Origin of the sequence: Microbaculum mangrovi, assembly GCF_051390635.1 — a bacterium.
Classification (GTDB): domain Bacteria; phylum Pseudomonadota; class Alphaproteobacteria; order Rhizobiales; family Tepidamorphaceae; genus Microbaculum.
In genome coordinates this window covers 206,650-230,186 of sequence record NZ_JBPODT010000004.1, presented here as the reverse complement: position 1 = coordinate 230,186, position 23,537 = coordinate 206,650, and the positions used below count along the sequence as shown (strand labels likewise).

Genomic DNA, 23,537 nt, shown 5'->3' with positions numbered 1-23,537 from the left:
GCGGTCCGGCCCGATACGAGACCAACAGGCTTCAACACAGGTTTTTAGAGCGATGGCCAAACCCGAGCTCGGCATCAAACGTATTTGCGGCGACTGCGGCACGCGCTTCTACGATCTCGGCCGCGACCCGATCGTCTGCCCCAAGTGCGGAACCCAACTCCTACTCGAGGTCGTCGCTGCGCCGGTGAAGGCGAAGCCGGCCGCGGCCAAGCCGGCCGCCAAGCCGCCCAAGGAGACCAAGGAAGTCGAGTCCGATGAGGCCGATGAGTCGCTCGTCGCGCTGGAGGATGTCGACGCCGAGGAAGAGGACACCGGCCGCGTCGAGACCGACGACGATAGCGTCGACGATATTCCCGAGATCGAGGACGACGAGGATATCTCCGAAGACGAGGACGAATTCCTCGACGACGAGGAGGACGAGGGCGGCGATGTCAGCGGTCTCATCGACAGCGATCTCGAGGACGACGAAGAAACCTGACGGGTCGTTCCTAGTCCATTGACAATCAGGCGGACGGTAAATAACTGTCTCGCCACGTGCCCAGGTGGCGGAATTGGTAGACGCGCTAGCTTCAGGTGCTAGTGCCCGAAAGGGCGTGGAAGTTCGAGTCTTCTCCTGGGCACCATCCGCACCCCCGAAGCGCCGACGGCGCAAATCCTGACAAGATACGGGGGCCAGACATGACGATTACCCTTCACCAAGGCGATCTCCCTGCCGACCTGTCGCTCGGCAACGCGGTCGCCGTCGACACCGAGACGCTCGGTCTCAACCTGAACCGCGATCGTCTGTGCCTGGTCCAGCTTTCGGCCGGAGACGGCAATGCCCATCTCGTCCAGCTTGACCGCAATTCCTACGACTGCCCGAATCTGAAGCGGCTTCTCGCCGACACCTCAGTCACCAAGATCTTCCACTACGCCCGATTCGACATCGGCATGATCGCGCGCAATCTCGGCGTGCTCGCCGAACCGGTATTCTGCACCAAGATCGCCTCGCGGCTGACGCGCACCTATACCGACCGGCACGGGCTGAAGGATCTGTGCCGCGAGCTGATCGGCGTCGATCTGTCGAAGCAGCAGCAGAGCTCGGACTGGGGCGCGGCCGAACTCAGCGACGCCCAGCTCGAATACGCCGCCTCCGACGTGCTCTACCTGCATCTCCTGAAGCAACGGCTGGAGGCCCTGCTCGTCCGCGATAACCGGGCGCATCTGGCCGACGCCTGCTTCGGCTTCCTGCCCGCCCGCTCGCTGCTGGACATCGCCGGCTGGGCCGAGGAAGATATTTTCGCGCATTCCTGACGCCGACCGGCAGCCGGGGAACGGACCGCGACAACCGCCATGGATCGGGGCGCCGATGGCCGCGCGCCGCTATTTGACCGCAATGTTCGATCATGACCCGGGGGCAGGACATCCCGGAAAACGAGCACGGACTGCTGCGAAGCGGATGGCTATCGACGTAAAATCGCTGGGCGCCCGCACGCTGAACATCGGGGGCCTGAACATCGGGGCCCAGAGTATCGGGGCTCAGAGTATCGGGACGCCCGCCGCGGCGGGCCCGGCCGACTGGCTGGCCGCCCGCCGGCACAGCCGGGTGGTCGCCGTGTTGCGGCTGGTACTGCCCGCGGTGGCGCTTGTCGTCGTGGTCTGGATGTTCATTTCCGCGCGCAGCCTGCCGACCGAGATCGGCAATATCGACCTTGGCGAGGTGGGCCTCGAAGGCACGACGCTGACCATGCAGAACCCGTCGCTGTCGGGCTTCAACGACAACGGCACCTCCTATCAGGTGACGGCCGCCAAGGCGAAGCAGGATGTCACCAACCCGCGCGTCGTGACGCTCGAATCGATCGACGGCACGATGACCAAGTCGGATGGCGACAAGATCCGGGTCACCGCCGACCACGGCGTGCTCGACAGCGATTCCCAGCTCCTCGAGCTGTCGAGCAACATCGTGGTGAGGACCGACAAGGACGACTACGCCTATCTCAACGCCGCCCGCGTCGACATGAGCGCCGGCACGATCGTCAGCACCGAGCCGGTGCGCGCGGTGTCCAAGAGCGGAAAAATCCGCGCCAAGTCGATGGAAATCACCGACCGCGGTGCCCATCTGCTGTTTCGCGGCAATGTTATCGTGGATTTGCGCCTCGATGGTGGCCGTGTCGATGATGCTGGCATCGGCGCCGCGCAGCCCGACGTTGGTGCGGGCGACGACAGCCGGGGCGAGAGCGCACCGGCCGTGGATGGGACGACCGACGGAATGCCTGCAGATGCCGAATAGACCGCACACCGCCCTGGCGGCGATATTGCTGCTTCTGGCAGCCGTTTTCGCGACCGGGGCCCGCGCCCAGGCCGTGACCGACGCCTTTTCCGGCCTTTCGGTCGAATCTGACAAGCCAGTCAAGATCGAGGCCGACCAGCTCGAGGTCTTCGACAAGGACAAGGTGGCCGTGTTCTCGGGCAACGTGAAGGTCAAGCAGGGCACGACGACCATGCAGACCGCCCAGCTCAAGGTCTATTACGCCGGCGAGGGCGACGCCACGGAGGGCAACCAGCGCGTTTCCAAGCTGGAGGCGACGGGCAAGGTGGTCGTCAAGGCCGACGGCCAGACGGCCACGGGCGACTGGGCGATTTTCGAGATGGCGAGCCAGCAGGTGACGCTCGGCGGTGCCGTCGTTCTGTCGCAGGGCAAGAACGTTCTGCGCGGAACGCAACTGATCGTTAACCTGGAAACCGGTCAATCTAAGCTGGTTTCCGAGGCACCCACAGGCAACAGTGGACGTGTCCAGGGGCTTTTCATTCCCGGCGCGATGGGGCAGAAGCAAGAAAAGCGCCAGAATCGGGAAGAGAGCCAGGATCAGTCGAACTGACGCTGGACCGCCGCCCGCTCCAGCCGGGTTCCCCGGAATCGGTAACCGACGAAACGCTTCTATGGGAGCATCACGCGCCTTGGGCCGTCTTTTGACATTGCCGCGCCGGCTGCGCCGGTCCCTTGCCGGTGGCACCGCGCGCGACGCCGCCGCGTCGGGCGGACGCGATCCCGGCAATCCCGGTTCGGCCGAGTCCGCCTGGGCCGGGTCCGCCTGGGCCGAGTCCGGCTTGGCCGAGTCCGGCTGGGCCGATCCCACCCGGGCCGATCCGGCCTTTCGCGATCCCGCCCTCGACGCCCCGTTCGCGTCCGCAGGCCCGCCCGGCGCGCCGCCCGGCAGACCGCCGGGACGGGCTTCGGAGACATTTCCCCGGGAACCCGCCGATGGGGATTCTACCGCCGGCAACGCGTTCGATGGCGGCGGGTTCGATTGGCGGACCTTCGAGACCGTGGTCGCGTCCGCGCCCGATCTCGCCGATACCGTCGCCGATACCCGCGGGCCGCCCGCGGTGGAGGCCGCACGGGGCGAGGGCTGGCTCGAGGTCCACGACATCAAGAAGAGCTTCAAGAGCCGGCTCGTCGTCAAGGGCGTCAGTCTGGGCGTCCGCCGCGGCGAGGTGGTCGGCCTGCTAGGTCCCAACGGAGCCGGCAAGACGACCGTGTTCTACATGATCACCGGCCTGATCACCGCCGATTCCGGCGCGATCACCTTCGACGGCCGCGGCATCACCCGCCTGCCCATGTATCGCCGCGCCCGCCTCGGCATCGGCTACCTGCCGCAGGAGCCCTCGATCTTCCGCGGCCTGACCGTCGAGCAGAACATCCTCGCCGTGCTCGAGGTCACCGAGCCGAACCGCAAGAAGCGCCGGGAAGAGCTCGACTCGCTGCTCGAGGAATTCGCCATAACCCGGCTGCGCAAGTCGCCGGCCATCGCCCTGTCCGGTGGCGAGCGCCGCCGTGTCGAGATCGCCCGCGCACTCGCCTCGCGCCCCGCGTTCATGCTGCTCGACGAACCCTTCGCCGGCATCGACCCGATCGCCGTCGGCGACATCCGTGCCCTGGTGCGCCACCTGTCGGCGCGCGGCATCGGCGTCCTCATCACCGACCACAACGTGCGCGAGACCCTCGGTCTCATCGACCGCGCCTACATCATCCACGATGGCCAGGTGCTGATGCAGGGCTCGCCCGAGGAGGTCGTCGCCAACGAGGATGTGCGCCGGTTCTATCTCGGCGACGAGTTCCGCATGTAGGCGCGGGAGCGATGGCACTCTCCCCGAAGCTGGAGCTGCGGCAGAGCCAGTCCCTGGTGATGACCCCGCAGCTCATGCAGGCGATCAAGCTCCTGCAGATGTCGAATGTCGACCTCACGGCCTATGTGGAAGCCGAGCTGGAGCGCAATCCGCTGCTCGAGCGGACCGAGGATTCGGCCGAGGATCGGTCGGATGACGGCCGGCCGGGCGAGGATCGGGGCGGCGAGGACCGTGGAAGCGCCGACGGGGGAAGTGACGACGGCGCCGGCGATTTCGATCCGGCGGGCGATCATGAGGCGTCGCCGGGCGACCTGGTCGAGGTCACCCGCGGCGAGGACGTCGCGGCGATCTCCGACAGCCTCGATACCGACTTCGACAACGTCTACGACGCCGAGACGCCGACCGCGGGGCCCGCCGCCACCCGCGACGCGGGCAGCGACATGGCCGGCACCTCCGGCGGCGAACCCGGCGGCGACGGCGGCTGGAGCACGGTGCGCGGCGACCGCCGCTCGGGCACCGGCGAGGGCGACTTCCTGGAGCAGACGGTGGCCGGCGAGGCGAGCCTGCACGACCATCTGGTCGACCAGCTCGCCATGGCGGTGTCCGACCCGACCCGGCGGCTGATCGGCCGCCATCTGATCGATCTTGTCGACGAGAACGGCTATCTGAGCGAGCCCCCGGCGGAGACCGCCGAACGGCTCGGCGTGCCGCTGGCCGATATCGAGGCGGTGCTCGTGACCCTGCAGGCCTTCGATCCGCCGGGCGTCTGCGCCCGCGATCTTGCCGACTGCCTGGCGATCCAGTTGCGCGAGCGCGACCGCTACGACCCGGCCATGCAGGCCCTCGTCGAGAACCTCGCGCTCCTCGCCCGGCGCGATCTCGCCGCGCTCAGGAAGGTCTGCGGCGTCGACGACGAGGACCTCCTCGACATGATCGCCGAGATCCGCCGCCTCGATCCGAAGCCCGGCCAGGCGTTCGGTTCGGAGCCGGTCCAGCCCGTCGTCCCGGACGTGTTCGTGCGTCCGCGCCCCGACGGCACCTGGCACGTGGAGCTCAATTCCGACACGCTGCCGCGCGTGCTGCTGGACCAGTCCTACTACGCCACCGTCTCGGGCGGGGCCCGCTCCGACACGGACCGTGCCTACCTGTCCGACTGCCTGCAGCAGGCCAACTGGCTGATTCGCAGCCTCGACCAGCGCGCCCGCACCATCCTCAAGGTGGCCACCGAGATCATCCGTCAGCAGGACGCCTTCCTGGCCAGGGGCGTGCGCTACCTGCGGCCGCTCAACCTGCGCACCGTCGCCGACGCGATCCAGATGCACGAATCGACGGTGAGCCGCGTCACCGCGAACAAGTTCATGGCGACGCCGCGCGGCATCTTCGAGCTCAAGTACTTCTTCACCGCGGCGATCGCGGCGACCGAGGGCGGCGAGGCCCATTCCGCCGAGGCGGTGCGTCACCGCATCAAGGATTTGATCGACGCGGAAGCCGCCGACGCCATCCTTTCCGACGACGCGATCGTCGGAATCCTGCGCGGCCAGGGGATCGATATCGCCCGGCGGACAGTCGCCAAGTATCGGGAATGGTTGAAGATTCCGTCTTCCGTTCAGCGCCGGCGGGAGAAACGGGCCGGATTATGAAAAGTCAAGTCGATCCTCCGATTGACTTGGCAGGACAGCGTCCTTAGGTTCCGACCGCCGCGAAGGGACAGTCTGGCTTGACGATCCGCGCGGCACCGCGGCGTCGCGATCGGCGGCGCGAGGGCCTGGGGTTAGCGCAGTAGAAGCCCGGAAGGGTAAACCCGACAGGGCCTTCCGAACGACACGAGATCATGCAACTTCGGGTCACCGGAAAGAACATCGACATTGGCGACGCGCTGCGAGAGCAAGTCTCTGAGCGGCTTGGCGTTGCCATGGGCAAATATTTCAACGGCGGCTGGTCCGGTCAGGTGACCGTCGAGCGCGAGGGCGTCGGATTCCGCACGGAATGCCGTATCCATCTCGATTCGGGGATCGATCTGCACAGCCGCGGCGTCGGCGGCGATGCCTATGTGAGCTTCGATCAGGCCGCCGAGCGCATCGAAAAGCGGCTGCGGCGGTACAATAGCCGGCTCAAGGACCATCACGCCGAGCACGGCGCCGACGAGTCGCAGGCGGCGACCAGCTACGTTATCGCCGCGCCGGACGAGGACGAGGCCGGGGAAGCGGGGGTCGTCGACGACAATCCGATCGTCATCGCCGAGAGCCAGACCGCGCTGCGCAAGATGACCGTCGGCATGGCGGTTATGGCAATGGACCTGGCCGAAGCGCCGGTCGTTCTGTTCCGGAACGTGGCCAACGGCCGCATGAATGTCGTTTATCGCCGCCATGACGGCAACATTGGCTGGATCGATCCGGCCGAATCCGATGAAAAGGAGGCGCGCGGCTAGCGCCGTTTCCGGGCCGCTACGGGCGGCCCTTTGGCGCTTGCCCCGTGACGGTGCAACATGGATCTCAGCGATCTCATTCGCCAGGACGGGATCATTCCCTCGCTCAAGGCGAATTCGAAGAAGCAGGTAATCCAGGAGATGGCGGAGCGGGCGGCGACCCTGCTCGACCTGCCAGCGCGCGATATCTTCGATCACCTGCTGCAGCGCGAACGGCTCGGCTCGACCGGCATCGGCCAGGGCGTGGCGATACCGCACGCCAAGCTGGCCAAGATCGATTCGCTGTTCGGCATGTTCGCAAGGCTCGACAAGCCCATCGACTTCGACGCCATCGACGACGAGCCGGTCGATCTGGTGTTCCTGCTGCTGGCGCCGGAAAGCGCCGGCGCGGACCATCTCAAGGCGCTGGCCCGCATCGCCCGCCTGATGCGCGAGCCGGGCATGGCCCAGAAGCTCAGGGCCTCGCGCGACGCCGCGTCCATCTACGCCGTGCTCAGCCTGGCGTCGGAGCCGACCGCGGTCTAGCGCGCGCAAGCGCTCGCCCCTCGAAATCCTCTACCCTGAAACGCAAATCGCCGGACCGCGAACGGCCCGGCGATGCGGTAAGTCGAGTGCTGTCGACCCGCTCAGTGCACGCTGACGGTCTCCAGCTCGTGCTCCTTGGCGCCGGCGACCGCCGATTCCTGGCTGTCGGTCAGCATGATCGGCGTGCCGTCGGCGGCGTTCAGCATGAACAGGCGGATGCCCGGCGCCATGTCGGGCGCATCGGGGAACAGCTGCTTGAGGACGTCGGACATGATCGGCTTCACGTAGGCGATCTCGCCGCCGCCCATGTTGGCCAGCATTTCCTCGGTGATGACGATCTTCTCGTCATGCCGGTTCGCGTTCCGTTCCATGATACTCATACCTCTTGCCTTTCTCGAGATCCGGCGCGCTCAGGCGATATCCGTGATCTCGATCGTACGCACGACCCGTTCGGGTTCGGGCCGCACCAGATCGATCACGAGCAGGCCGTTCTCCAGGCCCGCCCCACCGACCTCCATGCCGTCGGCCAGCACGAAGGTGCGCTGGAACTGACGGGCGGCGATGCCGCGGTGGAGGTATTCGCGGTCGGGCTCCTCGGTCTGCTTGCCCTTGATGGTGAGCTGGTTGTCCTCCAGCGTCACGTCGAGCTGGTCCTTGGTGAATCCGGCGACCGCGAGTGTAATTCTCAGCGTCGTCGCCTGCCCGCCGTTCCTGGGCAGCCGTTCGATATTGTAGGGCGGGTATCCGTCGCCCGAACTCCGCGATACGCGGTCGATCAGGCGCTCGATCCCGTCGAAACCGAGCAGATAAGGGCTGTTTAGCGTAGACATACGCGGCATCCGGCAAAGTCCTCGTCACCAAGCGACCTTGAACTGGGCCCTTTCGGCGCCCGCTCCGTGGTCCGGCGACATTCCCGTCCGCCGGTCGAGACTGGATATGGGGTTGCCGGATTGGCGGTTCAAGCCGCCCTAGCCGATCCGGGCGCCGCTGTCCCGGTCGAAGAAATGCAGGGATTTCAGGCCCGTATGCGCCGTCAGGCGATGCCCGGGCGCGAAATCCGCGTATCCGGGGGCGCGCACCGTGATCTCGTGGCCGGCTCCGGTGCGGCCATGCACCAGCGATTCCGCGCCGATCGGCTCGACCCCGGTCACCGCTAAGACGACCGGCACGGTGTCGGAAACGCCCCCCTCGGCGTCCTCACCGATGATGAGGTCTTCGGGCCGGATGCCGATGATCACCGGGCCGCCGGCGCCCTTGGGCGGCGGGATCCGGTGCCCCGTCCCGTCGAGATCAAGGCCCGTTCCGTCCGGCTCGGCCGGGATCAGGTTCATCGGCGGCGAGCCGATGAAGCCGGCGACGAAGGTGGTGGCCGGCTTCTCGTAGACCGCCATCGCCGTGCCGATCTGCTCGATGCGCCCCTCATTCATCACCACCAGCAGGTCGGCGAGCGTCATCGCCTCGAGCTGGTCGTGGGTAACGTAGATCGAGGTGGTTCCCAGGCTGCGCTGCAGCCGCTTCAGCTCGATGCGCATCTGCACGCGCAGCTTGGCGTCGAGATTGGACAGCGGCTCGTCGAACAGGAACACCTTCGGCTCGCGCACGATCGCCCGGCCCATGGCGACGCGCTGGCGCTGGCCGCCGGACAGCTGCCGTGGCTTGCGGGCAAGCATCGGCTCGATGGCGAGCAGCCCCGCCGCCGCGCGGACGCGGCGCTCGATCTCCGGCTTGGGCGTGCGCCGGTTGCGCAGGCCGTAGGCCATGTTGTCGTAGACCGACATGTGCGGATAGAGCGCGTAGTTCTGGAACACCATGGCGATGTCGCGTTCGGCCGGCTCGCGGTCGTTGACCGGCTCGCCGCCGATCGCCACCGCCCCCTCGCTTACCGTTTCCAGCCCGGCGATCATCCTGAGCAGTGTCGACTTTCCGCAGCCCGAGGGGCCGACCAGCACGCACAGCGTCCCGTCGGCGATGCGAAGGTCGACGGCCTTCACCGCCTCCACCGCGCCGGGATAGACCTTGCGCACGCCGCTGAGGATCACGTCAGCCATCGAAAGCTCCTACTTTTCCTGCTCGATCAGGCCCTGCACGAACAGCCGCTGCATCAGCACGATCACCACGACCGGCGGCAGCATGGCGAGGATCGCGGTGGCCATGATCAGGTGCCAGAGCGGCTCGGAATCCGGCACCGCGACCATGCGCTGGATGCCCATGACGGCGGTGTAGTAGCCGGTGTCCGTCGTCACCAGCAGCGGCCACAGGTACTGGTTCCAGCCGTAGATGAAGAGGATGACGAACAGCGCCGCGATGTTGGTGCGCGACAGCGGCAGGAGGATGTCGCGGAAGAACTTCATCGGCCCGGCCCCGTCGATGCGGGCGGCCTCGGTCAATTCGTCGGGAATGGTCAGGAACACCTGGCGGAACAGGAACGTCGCCGTGGCGCTGGCGATCAGCGGCAGCGACAGGCCGGCATAGCTGTTGAGCAGCCCGAGGCCCGCCACCACCTCGTAGGTCGGCAGGATGCGCACCTCCACGGGCAGCATCAGCGTCAGGAAGATGATCCAGAAGGCCGTCCGCTTCAGCGGAAACCGGAAATAGACGATGGCGAAGGCCGACAGGAGCGAGATCGCGATCTTGCCGACCGCGATCGACAGCGCCATCACCGTCGAGTTGACCAGCATCAGGCCGATCGGCGGCGTGCCCGCGGCCGCCTCGCCCGTGCTGAGCACCTTCCAGTAGTTCTCAACCAGCTGGTCGCCCGGCCACAGCGGCATAACGCCGGACAGGAAGTCGCCGGCGGCGTGCGTCGAGGCGACGAAGGCGATCCACACCGGCAGCACGATGAAGGCTGCGCCGAGGATCAGCGTCAGGTGGGTTACGAGCGTCAGGAGCGGGCGGCGTTCGACCATGGCTGTCCTCATGCCCCCATCTGATCGGGAGACAGCGGGTGAGCCGGCTTCCTTACGCTCATTCCCGCGAAAGCGGGAATGAGCGGAGAGTGGGGTTGAGGGCGGAGCGTGACCATCGCGTCCTCAGTAGTGCACGCGCCGCTCGACGAAGCGGAACTGGATGACGATCAGCACGATGACGATCGCCATCAGGATGACCGACTGGGCCGCCGAACCGCCGAGGTCGAGGCCGATGAAGCCGTCGCGGTACACCTTGTAGACCAGGATGGTGGTCGCCTGGCCCGGGCCGCCGCCGGTCGTCGCGTGGACGATGCCGAAGGTGTCGAAGAAGGCGTAGACGAGGTTGACGACGGCGAGGAAGAAGGTGGTCGGCGACAACAGCGGCAGCGTCACCGTGAAGAAGCGCTTGACCGGACCGGCGCCGTCGATCGCGGCGGCCTCGATCAGCGAGCGCGGGATCGACTGCAGGCCGGCGAGGAAGAACACGAAATTGTAGGAGATCTGCTTCCAGGCCGCGGCGATGATGATGAGGATCATCGCCTGGTCACCGTCGAGCACGTGGTTCCACGACAGGCCGAGGCCGCGCAACGCATAGGCGACGATGCCGATCGTGGGATTGAACATCAGCCACCACAGCACGCCGGCGAGCACGGGGGCGACGGCGTAGGGCCAGATCATCAGCGTCTTGTAGGCGGTCGCCCCGCGCAGCACCCGGTTCGCGGCGACCGCGAACAGGAGCGCGAACCCCATCGACAGGATGGCGGTGGCAGCGCTGAACACGACGGTGACGTGCACGGAGGCGAGGTAGCCCGGGTCCTCGAACAGACGGACGAAATTGTCGAGGCCGACGAACTTGACCGAAAGCCCGAAGGCATCCTGGCGCAGCACCGACTGGTAGGCCGCCTGGCTCGCCGGCCACAGGAAGAAGACCGCGGTGATCGCAAGCTGCGGGGCGAGCAGGGCCGCCGGCAGCCAGACGCCTGAAAAGCTGACGCGTTTTTCGTTCATCGCGGAAACAGGTGCATGGCAAGGACACGGTGCGGCGGGCCGCCGATGGCCGCCCGCCGCTTTTGGGGTTGCTTTTAGGAGTTCTGGTCCTGGAACGCGCGCAGCAGCTTGTTGCCGCGCTCCACGGCCGCGTCAAGCGCCTCCTCGGCGCTCTTCTTGCCGGCCCAGACCTCTTCCAGTTCCTCGTTGATGACGTCGCGGATCTGGACGAAGTTGCCCAGGCGCAGGCCGCGCGAGGTCTCGGTCGGCGGATTGAGGTTCATCTGCAGAACCGAGATGTCGGCGCCGGGGTTCTTGTCGTAGTAGCCCTGCGCCTTCGTCAGCTCGTAGGCGGCGGTGGTGATCGGCAGATAGCCGGTCTCCTGGTGCCACCAGGCCTGCACCTCCGGCGAGGACAGGTAGGTGAAGAACTTCGCCGCACCCTTGTAGGTCTCGTCGGAATGGCCGGTCAGGGGCCACAGCGTCGCGCCACCGATGATCGAGTTCTGCGGCGTGCCGGCCGCGTCGTCGTAGTACGGCAGCATGCCGACGCCGACCTCGAAGTCCTTGGCGTTGGCGCGCACGCCGGCGAGCGAGGCCGAGGAGTTCATGTAGATCGCGCATTCGCCGGAATAGAACTTGGGCGCGGGATCCGAGCGGCGTCCGCCGTAGTCGAAGATCTTCGACGTCTGCCACTCACCCATGTTGGCGACGTGGCGCTTCTGCAGGTCGCCGTTGAATTCGAGCACCGCGTCGGTCCCGCCGAAGCCGTTGGCCTTCGAGGCGAACGGCACGTTGTGCAGCGCCGAGAAGTTCTCCAGCTGCACCCAGGACTGCCAGCCCGTGGTGAAGCCGCAGGAGGCCGCACCCGACTCGATGATCTTCCTGGAGAACGCCTCGATGTCGCCCCAGGTCTTCGGCGGGGTGTTCGGGTCGAGGCCGGCTTTCTCGAATGCCGTCTTGTTGTAGTACAGGATCGGCGTCGAGGAGTTGAACGGCATCGACAGCATGTTGCCGTCGGTGTCGGTGTAGTAGCCGACGACGGCCTGCAGGTAGGCCTTCGGATCGAACGGCTCGCCCGCCTTCTCCATCAGCTCGTAGACCGGATAGACGGCGCCCTTGGCGGCCATCATCGTGCCGGTGCCGACCTCGAACACCTGTACGATCGCCGGGTGCTCCTTGGCGCGGAAGGCGGCGATCGCCGCCGTCATCGTCTCGGTGTAGTTGCCCTTGTAGACGGGCGTGACCTTGTAGTCCGACTGCATGGCGTTGAAGTCGCCGGCGATCTTCTCGACCTTCTGGCCGAGCTCGCCGCCCATGGCGTGCCACCAAACGACTTCGGTGGCAGCGTTCGCCGAGCCGGCTGCGAGCGTCGCGCCGGCAACGGCAAGCCCCGCGAGCGCGGACGTTCCGGCGGTCCGGAATAGGGTCATGGAGAGCCTCCTTATGGATCCGACGCCGGGACCGGCGCCCTGAGGAGGCTGGCGGTATCACCGCCATCTGACAGTCGGATTACGGTTCCATGTCGGCGCCGTGACACCCCCTGGCGGCGCCAGGATCTTTGGCTCGGCCCTGGCTCGGGCCCTGACGCAGCGTGTGACGCGGCGTCGGTTTGCCGGTCAGCCTGCCGCCTGCGCCGGGAAGCGCAACGCCGCCCGCAGCCCGCCCGACGCGGCCGTGCCCAGCGTCAGGTCGCCGCCATAGGCCCGCGCGATCTCGGCGACGATGGCCAGGCCCAGGCCGCTGCCCGAGCGGCCCTGCCCCGGGCCGGAGACGTCGAGCCGCTCCCAGCGCCGCAGCACCGTCTCGCGGTCGGCCTCGGGAATGCCGGGGCCGTCGTCCTCGACGACGATCGCCGTGCCGTCCGCGTCCGGCGCGACGGTGACGGCGATGCGCCCGCGCGCCCACTTCACCGCGTTGTCGGCGAGGTTGCCGAGCGCCTCGTAGAGGTCTTCCGGGTCGACGGCGAGGCGCGTGCCGGGGGAAACCGCGATGTCCCACTGGATACGCTCGCCCGCCGGTGTCCGGGCCAGCGCGCCGGCGACGCGGCGCACCACCGGCTCGACGTCGATCAGCGCCGACGGCCGGTGGCTCAGCCGCGCCACCGCGATCGCCCGCTCGACGTGGCGGCGCATGGTGCCGGCGATCTCCTCGAGTTCGTCGGCGGCCTGCTCGTCGCCGCCCGCGCGCACCCGCTCGGCATGGCTCGACAGGACCGTGAGCGGCGTCTTCAGCCCGTGCGCCAGGTCGGCGGCGCGGGTCCGCGCGCGCTCGATCGTGGCGTCCTGGGCGTCGAGCAGGTCGTTGACCTCGTGGGCCAGCGGCACCACCTCGGCGGGAAAATCCGACGGCAGCCGCGCCATCTCGCCGGAGCGCACCGCGCCGATGGCGCGGCGCACCGTCTCTAGCGGCTTCAGCCCGAACTGGATCTGCGCCCAGGCCGCCGCCAGCAGCACCCCGCCGAGCAGCGCCAGCGACAGCCCGAGTTCGCCGGCGAAGGCGCGGGTGGCGCGCGTCACCTCGGCGCGGTCGACGGCGACCGCGATGCGCAGGTCGCGCAGACCCGCGCCGGGATCGTCCGCGGCGGATTCGTAGGAGACCTGGCGCTCGCGGACGATCAGCGGCGCGTCGCCCGGCCCGGGGCGGACATGGCGGTGCACCGCGCCGTTGCCCAGCGCGTCGGCCGGCAGGTCGAGGGTCTCGTCCCACAGCGAGCGCGAGCGCAGCAGCGTGTCGCCGTTTTCGTCGCGGATTTCCCAGTAGAGGCCGGACAGCGGCGTGGTGAAGCGCGGATCGGCGGGCTGACGGGTCAGCGTGACGGCGCCGTCAGCGCCGATGGCGACGTTGCCGGCGAGCTGGTTCAGGTAGGTCTCCAGCTCGGCGTCGACGCGGCGCGAGACGTGGCGTTCGAACAGCAGCGCCAGCCCGAGTCCGGCGATGACCAGCGCCGCGGTGACCCAGATCGCCGCGCCGGCGAACAGCCTAAGCCGGAGCGAGCGGCCGCTCACCCAGCCGCCTCCGGCACCATGTAGCCGAAGCCGCGCCGCGTCTCGATCAGGTCGACGCCGAGCTTCCGCCGCACGCGCCCGACCAGCACCTCGATGGCGTTGGAGTCGCGCTCGAAGTCCTGGGCGTAGAGATGCTCCGTCAGCTCCAGTTGCGAGACCACGCGGCCGGCGTGGTGCATGAGATAGGACAACAGCCGGTATTCCTGCGGCGACAGCGCCAGGGGCACACCGTTCACGCTGACCTTCATCTGCCGCGTGTCGAGGCTGACCGGTCCGTTGGTGAGGATCGGGCTCGCCTGCCCCGCCGAGCGCCTGAGCACGGCGCGCAGCCGCGCCACCAGTTCCTCCATCCGGAAGGGCTTGGGCAGATAGTCGTCGGCGCCGGCGTCGATGCCCTCGACGCGCTCGTGCCAGCTGCCGCGCGCCGTCAGCACCAGCACGGGGAAGCGCTGGCCGGCCTCGCGCCAGCGCTTCAGCACCGACAGGCCGTCCATGCCGGGCAGCCCGAGATCGAGCACCACGGCGTCGAACGCCTCGGTGTCGGCGCGGAACCAGGCCTCCTCGCCGTCGGCCTCGCGGCTCACCGCGTAGCCGGCGGCGCTCAGCGCGGCGTCGACGTCCCGCGCGATCCGGTCGTCGTCCTCGACCAGCAGGATGCGCATCAGTCGTCCCGGTCCGGCAGGATCCTGGCCGTGGCCGCGTCGACATAGATCTCGTGCAGCCGGCCGGTGCCGTCGATCACCTTGAACTCGTAGAGCCAGCGGCCGTCCTCGCGATCGAACTCGATCTCGAGGATTTCTCCGGGCAACTGGCCGGCGACGGTGGCGATCACCTCGGCAAGCGGCAGCGCCTCGCCGCGCTTGACCGCCGCCCACGCCGCGTCGTGGTCGTCGTCCTCGTGGTCCCTGTCCCGGCCCCGGTCGCTGTCGGCGAACGCGCCGAATGGCATCGCCGGCGCGGCCGCGAGGACCGCGGACAGGAACAGGACTGAAAGGCTGTGTCTGATCATCGCCCGAACCTGCCGTGATCAAGCTGACAAAACGCTGACAAGGCCGATCAGCGGTCGGTCAGCGAGGCTCCGGTATCTCCTGTCGACAACGGCGATGACGCCGCTGGAACCGAAGTCGAAACCACGATTGGAGATAAGCATGAAGCGCACTGTCCTGAAAGCCCTGGCCCTGTCCGCGATCCTCGGCGCCGCCGCCGTGCCGGCCTATGCCAGCGATGACGCGGATTGCGGCAACACCCCGCGCGACCAGTGGATGACCATGGACGCGGCGAAGGCCAAGGGCGTCGAGATGGGCTACGAGGTCCGCAAGGTCGAGGCGGACGATGGCTGCTTCGAGCTCAAGGTCATCGACAAGAACGGCGCCCGGGCCGAGCTCTACATGCACCCGGTCACCGGTGCGGTCGTCCAGCCCAAGGACGACGACTGATGTCCGACGCCACGGCAGTGGGCACCGAGGTCGGCCGCGAAACGCGGCCGGCCGACGTGCGTGTCTGGGACCCTCTGGTCAGGATCTTCCACTGGACGCTCGTCGGCGGCTTCCTCGTCGCCTATGTCAGCGGCGACGAGTGGGACCGGCTGCACATCAATATCGGCTACGGCATCGCCGCGCTGATCGCCGTCCGGCTGGTCTGGGGTGTGGTGGGGACGCGCCACGCCCGCTTCAGCGATTTCGTCTACCGGCCGTCGCGCGTGCTCGCCTATCTGCGCGACACGATGGCGTTCCGCGCCAGGCGCTATATCGGCCACAATCCGGCCGGCGGCGCGATGGTGGTGGCGCTGCTGACCATGATCGCCATTATCTGCGGCACCGGCTACATGATGACGACCAATGCCTACTGGGGCGTCGAGTGGGTCGAGGAAGCGCACGAGATCGCCGTCAACGCGACGCTGGTGCTGATTGTCGCCCATGTCGCCGGCGTGCTGGTTGCCAGCTGGGAGCATGGCGAGAATCTGGTGCGCGCCATGGTGACGGGGCGCAAGCGGGCCGAGTGAGCGGGCCTTTGACGCGGATGAGCGGGCGCACGCGCGCCACCCGGCGCGCGCGCCCCGCCGTCCGCTGCTCTCACGGCTTGTCGACGAACTTGAGGCCGCCGACGGGGCGCACGGCGCTCGCCTGCGGACCCTTCTCGCCCTCGCCGGAATGAACGACCAGTTCGACCGTATCGCCGAGCGACAGCGTATCGAAGCCGTTGCCGACGACGCTGTTGCGATGGAAATAGACCAGCCTGCCGTCGGTCATGGCGATCTGGCCGAAGTCGCGGTCAGGATGAATCTCCTCGATCCGGCCGGCGAGCGGCGCGTCGTGCACCTTCACGTCGGCGTTGGCCTTCTGCTTCCACTTCTTGATCTGCCGCTCCATCGCGTCGAAGGCGTCGCGGATCGCGACATAGATGTCCTCGTGCGCATGCACGTTGCCGGGCTTGTTGTTGACGGTGAGCTCGGTGCCGGGCACCCGCACCTCGATGCGGATCTCGTAGAGGTTGCCCTTGGTGTGGTGCTTGTGCGGCGCCTCGATCTGCACGTGGCAGCTGGTGATGCGGTCGTAGAACTGCTCGAGTCTGCCGACCCGTTCGCGCACGCGCTTCTCGACGAACTCCGAAGGATCCATGTTGCGGAAAGCGATTTCGACGGGAGTTTCCATTGCGACGCCTCACTTCGATTCGTTGAATCACCGGACTATCGTCGCAGCGGCCGTTTCGCCGCTGCAATGACCTAGATTAAGCACGGACTGCGGCGGCGCAAAGGTGGTGCGACATTCCGCGTTTGCCCGGCCGCCGCGCGGGTTGCTATCCTTGGCCGCAGGCGGTTGCCGCCCCGCCGGGAGCTTTGTGGGTAGTTTTGTGGGGAGTTCGGGGAAACCCATGACGCAGATCCTGCCCTCAGCCGATGCGCTGGTCCGGCTCGTCCCGGACGGGGCCAAGATCGCCGTTTTCAAGGACAGCGGCATCCCCATGGAGATCGCCCGCGCGCTCGTTCGCCGCCGCGCCCGCGGCCTGCATCTCGTCACCGTGCCGACGTCGGGCGAGTTCGCCGACATGCTGATCGGCGCCGGCTGCGTCTCGGTGATCGAGACGGCCGGGGTGTCGCTCGGCGAGTTCGGCCCGGCGCACGCGTTCGTCCGCGCGGTGAAGTCCGGCGCGATCGAAATCCGCGATTCCACCTGTCCCGCCGTCTATACCGGCCTGCAGGCGGCCGAGAAGGGCATTCCGTTCATGCCGATCCGCGGCCTGATCGGCTCCGACCTGCTGGGCGTCCGGCCCGACTACAAGGTGATCGGCAATCCCTTCGCCGACGACGACCCGATCGTGGCGATCCCCGCCATCCGGCCGGACGTGGCGGTGATGCACGTGCCGCGCGCCGACCGCTTCGGTAATCTGTGGATCTCCCGCGCCCACGAGCTGAAGATCCTGGCGCATGCCTCCGTCCTGACGCTGGCAACCGCCGAGGAGGTCGTGGACGACAACCTCGCCCTGGACGAGACTCGTGCGCCCGCGCTCATCCCCGGCCATTTGGTCGCCGCCCTGGCGCCGGCGCCCAACGGCGCCTGGCCGATGGACCTGCCAGGCCGTTACGCCGCCGACACCGGCCACCGGCGCGCCTATGCCGACCGCACCCGCACTCCCGAGGGCATGGCCGCCTACCTGCGCGAGGTCGTGTTCGGCGAAACCGTGGCGGCCGGATAGCCGTGGCGGCGCACCCGGGCGATATCCTGATCGAGGAGATCATGATCGCGGCGATCGCCCGCAGGCTCGAGGGCTGCGGCCACATCGCCGTCGGCGTGTTGTCGCCGATTCCCGGCTCGGCGGCGCTCCTGACCCGCGCGAGAACCGGCGCCCGCGTCTCGATCATCGGTTCCACCCACCCCGATTTCCGCACCGACGGCGGCGTCGACCTGTTCGACAGCGCCGGCCAGGGCCGGATCGATGCGTTTTTTCTCAGCGGCGGCCAGATCGACGGGCAGGCCAACGTCAACCTGACCGGCATCGGCGCCTATCCCGAGCTCGACGTGCGCTGGTCCGGCGCCTTCGGCTCGGCCTATCTCTATTTCATGGTGCCGCGCGTCATCCTGTTCCGCGCCGAGCACAGCCGCCGGGTGTTCGTGCCGAAGGTCGATTTCATTAGCGCGCCGGGGATCAGCGCCGCCAACGTGCACCGTCCCGGCGGCCCCCATGCGCTGGTGACGAACCTGTGCGTCATGCGCTTCGACCGCGCAGCGGGCCGATTCACGCTGGAAAGCGTCCATCCCGGCCATACGCTGGAAGAGGTCCGCGACAATACCGGCTTCGATTTCGACGTGGCCGCCGACCTGGCGCAAACCCCGCTGCCCGACAGGGAAACGCCGGCGCTTATCCGCGGCGCCGTCGCCCGCGACGTCGCCGGGCCCTATCCCGAGTTCGCCCGCGCCGTGCTCGGCCACGCCGGCTGAGGCGCGTCACCCATGACGGGGCGCGTTACCGGATCTCGGGGAAGGAAGAGGAAAAGGCGCGGCGGAAGGGGGGCATCCAACAATCTGAGGGGTTGGATGGTGGAGCCAGGGGGAGTCGAACCCCCGACCTCTTGAATGCCATTCAAGCGCTCTCCCAACTGAGCTATGGCCCCAAAGGGTTCGCGCCGCGCCGAGGTCGTTTAAGACAATCCCCCCGTGAACGCAATAGCCGCGCGCCGTCGCGGCGAATTTACCGCTCGCCATAGCGGAACAGGGACACGCCGTGGGCCTTCAGCCAGGCCTCCGCCTTCGGCGTTTCCGGCGCGATCCGTTCCAGCGTGCGCCAGAATCGCGGCGAATGGTTCATCTCGACGAGATGGGTGACCTCGTGAGCGGCCAAATAGTCGAGCACAAGCGGCGGCGCAAGGATCAGCCGCCAGGAAAACGACAGGGTTCCGTTGGCCGAACACGAGCCCCAGCGCGAGCTCTGGTCGCGGATCGCGATGCGCTTGGGCGTCACCCGCAGCCGCGCCGCATAGGCGAATACGGCCGGCTCCAGGTCGGCGCGCGCCTCCTTCTTCAGCCAGTCGGTGACGCGGCGCGGGAAATGCTCGATCGCGCCCGGCACCCGAATCGCCGTCAGCCCCGTCTCCTCGTCGCGGCCCTGCGCCTGCACGATGCCGCGCAAGGATCCGGTATGGCGCAGGATGTGCGGTTTTCCCCGGACGGGGATTTCCGCTCCGGTCTCGAAGGGAACGAGGCCGGGCACGCGTTTCAGCCGCTCGCGCAGCCAATCCGTCTGGGACCGGGCGAATTCGAGGCCTCTTTGCAGGCTTCCGCGCGGCGGAATCACCAGAAGCGGCTGGCCGGTGGCGTGCGACAGCCTCAGCGTGTAGCGCCGCGCACGGGTCGACCGGCGAACCGCGATGCGGACCGCCTGCCCGTCGATGACGACTTCGAAACTGTCTGCGGGATCGATGATACGAGGACGATGAGGCATGACCGACCGACGCCGATGACCACCCATTCCATATAACGTCCGGGCCGGCGGAAGTCCCGATCAAAACGAAGCCGCCTGTTCGCCGATTACGGCCGCCCGGGTTCCCGCCGTGAAAACAGGGGGTTCCGGCCGCGTATTGAAAGGATTTGTTAAGAAATGTGGCGGCCGCGCCCGCCCCTGGCCGGTCCCCTGATTCGCCCGCGGGCCGCCCCTGATTCGCGGCGGCAAATCGCCGGATCGGCGGCTGAAGGCGACAAGGCCGGCGCACCCGTCAGGGTTGCCGGCCTCCGGTCGTAAACACCGGGTTGTCGGACGTGGCGTTCGCTCAGGCCATCGCGCCGGCGGCGTCGGGGGCCGGCCGGGACCGCTTGCCCTTCTTGGCCGCGCCGCTGCGTTCGGCCATGAACCGGTCGAATTCCTCGCGGTCGCGCGCCTTGCGCAGGTCGCGCATGAATTCCTGAAAGTCCACGGCTTCCTGCTCGATGCGCTGGCGTTCGGTCTCGAGCCGGTCCAGTTCGGCGCGACGATAGTCCTCGAAGGCCTCGTTGCCGGTCGAGCCGCGGACCTTCATGCGGTGCTGGCTTTCGTCCCACCAGGCGATCATCCGGTCGCCCCAGATGATCCAGGCGAGCATGGCCAGCCCCAAGGGCCACCATACGATGAAACCGATGACCATCAGCGCGATGGTGAGCGGCGACCAGGCCGGTCGGATCGGAAAGTTTTTCAAAGGACCCTCCAGAAGCGTTGGACTCCAATATTCCGAGTGCCTTTTCGACGTGGGAAGGTCGGCGGTCCGATTCAAGATCGGACCGCCTGGAAAACGGATAAGCAATTGAAGTTATTCGGCTTGATTCGACCGGCTCCGGCGGTGTGGTCCGCTATTGGGCGGTCCGGGCCTTGCCGTTTCCGTTGCCGTTGCCGCGGGATTTCGCCGTCGCGATCTTCTTCGGCGCCGGTGCCCGCTTGACGACGATGCCGTTGTTGGAGCGGATGAAGTCGGCGATCCGCGGCGCGATCTCGGCGCGGAACCGCGATCCGTTGAAGACGCCGTAGTGGCCGACCTTGGGCTGCATGTAGTGAACGCGCTTCTCGTCGGGAATCGACGGGCACAGCCGGTGCGCGGCCTCGGTCTGGCCGAGGCCGGATATGTCGTCCTTCTCGCCCTCGACCGTCATCAGCGCGGTGTTCCGGATCGCGGTGGTGTCGACCGGATTGCCGCGATGCTCCATCTCGCCCTTCGGCAGCGAGTGCTCGATGAATACGGTTTCCACGGTCTGCAGGTAGAATTCCGCGGTCAAATCCATCACCGCCAGATATTCGTCGTAGAAATCGCGGTGTTTTTCCGCCGAATCGCCGTCGCCCTCGATCAGGTGGGTGAACAGCTCGTGATGGGCGGCGACGTGGCGGTCTAGGTTCATGCTCATGAATCCGCCGAGCTGCAGGAAGCCCGGATAGACGTCGCGCATCACGCCGGGATGCGGAAACGGCACCTTCATGACGACGTTGCGCCGGAACCATTCGAGGTCGCGCTCCTCGGCGAGCCGGTTGACCGCGGTCGGATTGACCCGCGTGTCGATCGGTCCGCCCATCAGCGTCATGGTCAGCGGCGCGTAGGGGTCGTTGCGCGTTTCCATCAGCGCCACCGCCGCCAGCACCGGCACCGACGGCTGGCACACGGCCATCACATGGGTGTCGCCGCCAAGCACGTGCAGCATGTTCTGGACGTAGTCGATGTAGTCGTCGAGATCGAAGGTGCCCTGGGCCATCGGCACCATGCGCGCGTCGATCCAGTCGGTGATGTAGACGTCGTGGTCGGGCAGCATCGCCTCGACCGTGCCGCGCAACAGCGTCGCGTAGTGGCCGGACATCGGCGCGACCATCAAAAGCTTCGGCCCGGCGTCCTTGCCGCTTGGCATCGCCTTGGTGAAGCGGACCAGCCGGCAAAACGGCCGTTCCCAGACGATATCCTCGCGTACGGGCACGCGCATGCCGCCCATCAGCGTCGTTTCGATGCCGAATTCGGGCTTGCCGTACCGGCGGGTGACGCGCTCGAACATCTCCATCATGGCGGCGACGCCGCGACCCATGCTGGTATGGGTCAGGGGATTGAGCGGATTCTTGTAGTAGAGCCGGGTGGCGTCCGCTACAGCGCGTGCCGGCGACAGCGCGGCGTGCGTCATTTCATACCATTGGTAATACGACATACCTGTTCGGATCTCCCGATCATAGATCCGCGTTTCGCCCCGTTTCGCACCCGCATTATTTTGATGCCATTTCTTAGGTGCAGTGCGAAACGCTAGACCTTGAAGGTACGAATAGCAAGTATGCCATTGGTGGTGTTTACGATCGGTTAACCCTAACGAGGCGTTAACGTCGCCCGAGCCTGGTCCGGGTGGACGCCCCGCGCGACCGGTCTGCGCCGGCCCGTCCTCACTCGCCGAGCTGCAGGATCGACCCCGCGCGTCTGGCCGCATCGAACAGCCGCAGGAACGCGAAGAAACCGAGCCCGAAATAGAGCAGATTGAGCGCCAGCGCCTTGACCATCATCCCGGCGTGAAAGGTCTGGTCGATCATCAGCGCGCGCATGCCCTCGAACACGTAGGTCGGCGCGAGCGCCAGCGAAATCCATTGCAGCCAGTCCGGCAGCACGCTCACCGGATAGTAGACGGCGGTGAGCGGCAGGAGCAGGAAGGTCGCCGACCAGGCCAGCCCCTCCGCGCCGAGGCCGTAGCGCAGGATCAGGCCCGACACCGCGAGCCCGATGGCCCAGCTCGTCAGGAACAGGTTGACGAAGAACGCCACCAGGGCGAACCCGAGCCCCCAGAGATTGAAGCCGAAGAAGGCGATCGCCATGATCGACACCGGGATCAGGCCGATCGCGAGCCGGATCACGCTCATGGTCATCAGCGCGGCGGCGAACTCGGACGGCCTCAGCGGCGTCACCATCAGATGGCCCATGTTGCGCGACCACATCTCCTCCATGAATGAGATGGAGAAGCCGAGCTGGCTGCGGAACAGGATGTCCCAGAGCAGGATGGCGCCGATGAAGGTGCCGCCGATCTGGGCGAAATAGCCCGACTTGTCCGACAGGTAGAGCTGCAGGAAGCCCCACATCAGCATCTGCACGGTCGGCCAGTAGACGAGGTCGACGACCCGCGGCCACGAGCCCTTCAGTAGGTAGAGGTAGCGCAACACCATGGCGCCGGTGCGCGCCGGCGAGACGGCGCGGTAGGGCGGGGCGGCGAAGTCCTGGCGGGTGGACGCGTCCATGTCTGTCTCTACCGTTTGCCGTGCCCGTGGAGCGACCTAGTCAATGTGCTGCCCGATCATTGTGCCGCCAGCCCGGTGCCGCGGGCGACGTCGAGGAACACGTCCTCCAGCGTCGCGCGGCCGTAGCGGGCGACCAACTCGTCGGGTGCGCCGTCGTCGACGATGCGGCCGGCCTTCATCATCAGCACCCGATCGCACATGCGCTCGACCTCCGGCATGTTGTGCGAGGCCAGCAGGATGGTGGCGCCGCGGCGCTTGCGGTAGCCCTCCAGATGGCCGCGCACCCAGTCGGCGGTATCGGGATCGAGCGAGGCCGTCGGCTCGTCGAGGAGCAGAAGTTCAGGCTGGTTTATCAGTGCCTTGGCGAGGCTCACCCGCGTCTTCTGGCCCGCCGACAGGCGTCCGCACGGCCGGTCCAGCAGGTGCGAAAGATCGAGGTCCTCGGCGAGCGCGGCGATCCGCTCGCGCAGGCGGTCGAGCCCGTAGAGCCGGCCGAACACGGTCAGGTTCTGGCGCACCGACAGCCGCATCGGCATGTCGACATAGGGGCTCTGGAAGTTGATGCGGTGCAACACCCGGTGGCGCGCGCGCAGCATGTCGACGCCGAGCACCCGCACCGTGCCGGAGGTCGGCAGCACCAGGCCCATCAGCATGGCGATGGTGGTGGTCTTGCCGGCGCCGTTGCCGCCGAGCAGGCCGGTCACCGAGCCCGGCGCGATGGTCAGCGAGATGCCGTCGACGGCGGTGACCTCGCCATAGCGTTTGGTGAGCCGGTCGACCGCGATCGCGGCGTCCCCGGCACCTGCCGGCGCGGGCCCGCGTATCCCGCTCGTCCCGGTCGATCTGGTGTCCATGGCGGGTGTCCGGTCGATG

Annotated in this window: 27 protein-coding genes and 2 tRNA genes; 13 read left to right on the top strand and 16 right to left on the bottom strand. The window is 67.4% G+C overall.

The genetic code is table 11. From position 1 onward, the window contains the following. Positions 1-52 precede the first annotated feature (52 nt). The 9 genes from ACSF9G_RS17895 to ptsN all read left to right on the top strand — a co-directional run bounded on the left by ACSF9G_RS17895 (position 53) and on the right by ptsN (position 7,057). Positions 53-478: a TIGR02300 family protein gene (locus tag ACSF9G_RS17895; RefSeq protein WP_436643482.1), complete on the top strand. Its 426-nt coding sequence runs from the start codon at positions 53-55 to the stop codon at positions 476-478. Between the two features lie 58 nt (positions 479-536). After that, positions 537-623, top strand: a tRNA-Leu gene (locus ACSF9G_RS17890). Between the two features lie 55 nt (positions 624-678). Then, complete coding sequence (locus ACSF9G_RS17885) at positions 679-1,293, top strand: ribonuclease D (protein WP_436643481.1); 615 nt, start codon at positions 679-681, stop codon at positions 1,291-1,293. Between the two features lie 55 nt (positions 1,294-1,348). Beyond that, a complete protein-coding gene (gene lptC / locus ACSF9G_RS17880; protein WP_436643480.1) occupies positions 1,349-2,269 on the top strand; it encodes an LPS export ABC transporter periplasmic protein LptC in 921 nt (306 codons plus the stop codon). Then, a complete protein-coding gene (locus ACSF9G_RS17875; protein ID WP_436643479.1) occupies positions 2,259-2,858 on the top strand; it encodes an LptA/OstA family protein in 600 nt (199 codons plus the stop codon). The genes lptC and ACSF9G_RS17875 overlap by 11 nt, the downstream gene beginning before the upstream one ends. Before the next feature lie 448 nt (positions 2,859-3,306). Continuing rightward, on the top strand, positions 3,307-4,107 hold the full coding sequence (gene lptB / locus ACSF9G_RS17870; RefSeq protein ID WP_436644029.1) for an LPS export ABC transporter ATP-binding protein: 801 nt from the start codon (positions 3,307-3,309) through the stop codon (positions 4,105-4,107). Between the two features lie 11 nt (positions 4,108-4,118). Further along, positions 4,119-5,747, top strand: a complete 1,629-nt coding sequence (gene rpoN / locus ACSF9G_RS17865) for an RNA polymerase factor sigma-54 (RefSeq protein ID WP_436643477.1) — start codon at positions 4,119-4,121, stop codon at positions 5,745-5,747. Between the two features lie 191 nt (positions 5,748-5,938). Continuing rightward, complete coding sequence (hpf, locus tag ACSF9G_RS17860) at positions 5,939-6,535, top strand: ribosome hibernation-promoting factor, HPF/YfiA family (RefSeq protein ID WP_436643476.1); 597 nt, start codon at positions 5,939-5,941, stop codon at positions 6,533-6,535. Positions 6,536-6,592: 57 nt separating this feature from the next. Beyond that, on the top strand, positions 6,593-7,057 hold the full coding sequence (gene ptsN / locus ACSF9G_RS17855) for a PTS IIA-like nitrogen regulatory protein PtsN (RefSeq protein ID WP_436643475.1): 465 nt from the start codon (positions 6,593-6,595) through the stop codon (positions 7,055-7,057). A 101-nt stretch (positions 7,058-7,158) separates the two neighbouring features. On the opposite strand, the gene ACSF9G_RS17850 is transcribed toward ptsN, so the two are convergent. The 9 genes from ACSF9G_RS17850 to ACSF9G_RS17810 form a co-directional block, all read right to left on the bottom strand. After that, a complete protein-coding gene (locus tag ACSF9G_RS17850; RefSeq protein ID WP_261616857.1) occupies positions 7,159-7,428 on the bottom strand; it encodes a BQ00720 family protein in 270 nt (89 codons plus the stop codon). A gap of 39 nt (positions 7,429-7,467) precedes the next feature. Continuing rightward, the gene (locus ACSF9G_RS17845) at positions 7,468-7,896 is read right to left on the bottom strand and encodes an Hsp20 family protein (RefSeq protein ID WP_436643474.1); all 429 of its coding nucleotides are present in this window, start codon (positions 7,894-7,896) and stop codon (positions 7,468-7,470) included. Between the two features lie 129 nt (positions 7,897-8,025). After that, complete coding sequence (gene ugpC / locus ACSF9G_RS17840) at positions 8,026-9,105, bottom strand: sn-glycerol-3-phosphate ABC transporter ATP-binding protein UgpC (protein ID WP_436643473.1); 1,080 nt, start codon at positions 9,103-9,105, stop codon at positions 8,026-8,028. Positions 9,106-9,114: 9 nt separating this feature from the next. Beyond that, positions 9,115-9,963, bottom strand: coding sequence for a sn-glycerol-3-phosphate ABC transporter permease UgpE (gene ugpE, locus ACSF9G_RS17835; protein ID WP_436643472.1), 849 nt, complete (start codon positions 9,961-9,963; stop codon positions 9,115-9,117). A gap of 123 nt (positions 9,964-10,086) precedes the next feature. Continuing rightward, positions 10,087-10,971 (bottom strand): sn-glycerol-3-phosphate ABC transporter permease UgpA, encoded by an 885-nt coding sequence (gene ugpA, locus ACSF9G_RS17830; RefSeq protein ID WP_436643471.1) that lies wholly within the window; start codon positions 10,969-10,971, stop codon positions 10,087-10,089. Positions 10,972-11,045: 74 nt separating this feature from the next. After that, positions 11,046-12,383 (bottom strand): sn-glycerol-3-phosphate ABC transporter substrate-binding protein UgpB, encoded by a 1,338-nt coding sequence (gene ugpB / locus ACSF9G_RS17825; protein WP_436643470.1) that lies wholly within the window; start codon positions 12,381-12,383, stop codon positions 11,046-11,048. Positions 12,384-12,569: 186 nt separating this feature from the next. Next, positions 12,570-13,958 carry a sensor histidine kinase gene (locus ACSF9G_RS17820; protein ID WP_436643469.1) on the bottom strand — a complete coding sequence of 463 codons (1,389 nt, stop codon included), beginning with the start codon at positions 13,956-13,958 and terminating at the stop codon, positions 12,570-12,572. Continuing rightward, the gene (locus ACSF9G_RS17815; RefSeq protein WP_436643468.1) at positions 13,955-14,620 is read right to left on the bottom strand and encodes a response regulator transcription factor; all 666 of its coding nucleotides are present in this window, start codon (positions 14,618-14,620) and stop codon (positions 13,955-13,957) included. Before ACSF9G_RS17815 ends, ACSF9G_RS17820 begins: the two co-directional genes overlap by 4 nt. Beyond that, positions 14,620-14,967: a PepSY domain-containing protein gene (locus ACSF9G_RS17810; RefSeq protein WP_436643467.1), complete on the bottom strand. Its 348-nt coding sequence runs from the start codon at positions 14,965-14,967 to the stop codon at positions 14,620-14,622. The genes ACSF9G_RS17815 and ACSF9G_RS17810 overlap by 1 nt, the downstream gene beginning before the upstream one ends. A gap of 139 nt (positions 14,968-15,106) precedes the next feature. Between ACSF9G_RS17810 and ACSF9G_RS17805 the strand changes: the two genes are divergently transcribed. Next, positions 15,107-15,394, top strand: a complete 288-nt coding sequence (locus tag ACSF9G_RS17805; protein WP_436643466.1) for a PepSY domain-containing protein — start codon at positions 15,107-15,109, stop codon at positions 15,392-15,394. Next, positions 15,394-15,960, top strand: coding sequence for a cytochrome b/b6 domain-containing protein (locus ACSF9G_RS17800; RefSeq protein ID WP_436643465.1), 567 nt, complete (start codon positions 15,394-15,396; stop codon positions 15,958-15,960). The genes ACSF9G_RS17805 and ACSF9G_RS17800 overlap by 1 nt, the downstream gene beginning before the upstream one ends. A gap of 70 nt (positions 15,961-16,030) precedes the next feature. Here ACSF9G_RS17800 and hpf (ACSF9G_RS17795) read toward each other — a convergent pair whose 3' ends face one another. Beyond that, a complete protein-coding gene (gene hpf, locus ACSF9G_RS17795; protein ID WP_436643464.1) occupies positions 16,031-16,609 on the bottom strand; it encodes a ribosome hibernation-promoting factor, HPF/YfiA family in 579 nt (192 codons plus the stop codon). A gap of 220 nt (positions 16,610-16,829) precedes the next feature. Here hpf (ACSF9G_RS17795) and ACSF9G_RS17790 point away from each other — a divergent pair, with 220 nt between their 5' ends. Next, positions 16,830-17,651 (top strand): CoA transferase subunit A, encoded by an 822-nt coding sequence (locus tag ACSF9G_RS17790; RefSeq protein ID WP_436643463.1) that lies wholly within the window; start codon positions 16,830-16,832, stop codon positions 17,649-17,651. Between the two features lie 41 nt (positions 17,652-17,692). Then, positions 17,693-18,394, top strand: coding sequence for a CoA-transferase (locus tag ACSF9G_RS17785; RefSeq protein WP_436644028.1), 702 nt, complete (start codon positions 17,693-17,695; stop codon positions 18,392-18,394). A 97-nt stretch (positions 18,395-18,491) separates the two neighbouring features. Here the strand turns inward: ACSF9G_RS17785 and ACSF9G_RS17780 are convergent. The 6 genes from ACSF9G_RS17780 to ACSF9G_RS17755 all read right to left on the bottom strand — a co-directional run bounded on the left by ACSF9G_RS17780 (position 18,492) and on the right by ACSF9G_RS17755 (position 23,518). Then, a tRNA-Ala gene (locus tag ACSF9G_RS17780) sits at positions 18,492-18,567 on the bottom strand. A gap of 77 nt (positions 18,568-18,644) precedes the next feature. Further along, complete coding sequence (locus ACSF9G_RS17775) at positions 18,645-19,394, bottom strand: M48 family metallopeptidase (RefSeq protein WP_436643462.1); 750 nt, start codon at positions 19,392-19,394, stop codon at positions 18,645-18,647. A 325-nt stretch (positions 19,395-19,719) separates the two neighbouring features. Next, a complete protein-coding gene (locus ACSF9G_RS17770) occupies positions 19,720-20,121 on the bottom strand; it encodes a DUF2852 domain-containing protein (protein WP_436643461.1) in 402 nt (133 codons plus the stop codon). Positions 20,122-20,272: 151 nt separating this feature from the next. Then, complete coding sequence (locus tag ACSF9G_RS17765; protein WP_436643459.1) at positions 20,273-21,598, bottom strand: polyhydroxyalkanoate depolymerase; 1,326 nt, start codon at positions 21,596-21,598, stop codon at positions 20,273-20,275. A gap of 226 nt (positions 21,599-21,824) precedes the next feature. After that, positions 21,825-22,664, bottom strand: a complete 840-nt coding sequence (locus ACSF9G_RS17760) for an ABC transporter permease (RefSeq protein ID WP_436643458.1) — start codon at positions 22,662-22,664, stop codon at positions 21,825-21,827. A 56-nt stretch (positions 22,665-22,720) separates the two neighbouring features. Next, a complete protein-coding gene (locus ACSF9G_RS17755; protein ID WP_436643457.1) occupies positions 22,721-23,518 on the bottom strand; it encodes an ABC transporter ATP-binding protein in 798 nt (265 codons plus the stop codon). Positions 23,519-23,537: the final 19 nt, after the last annotated feature.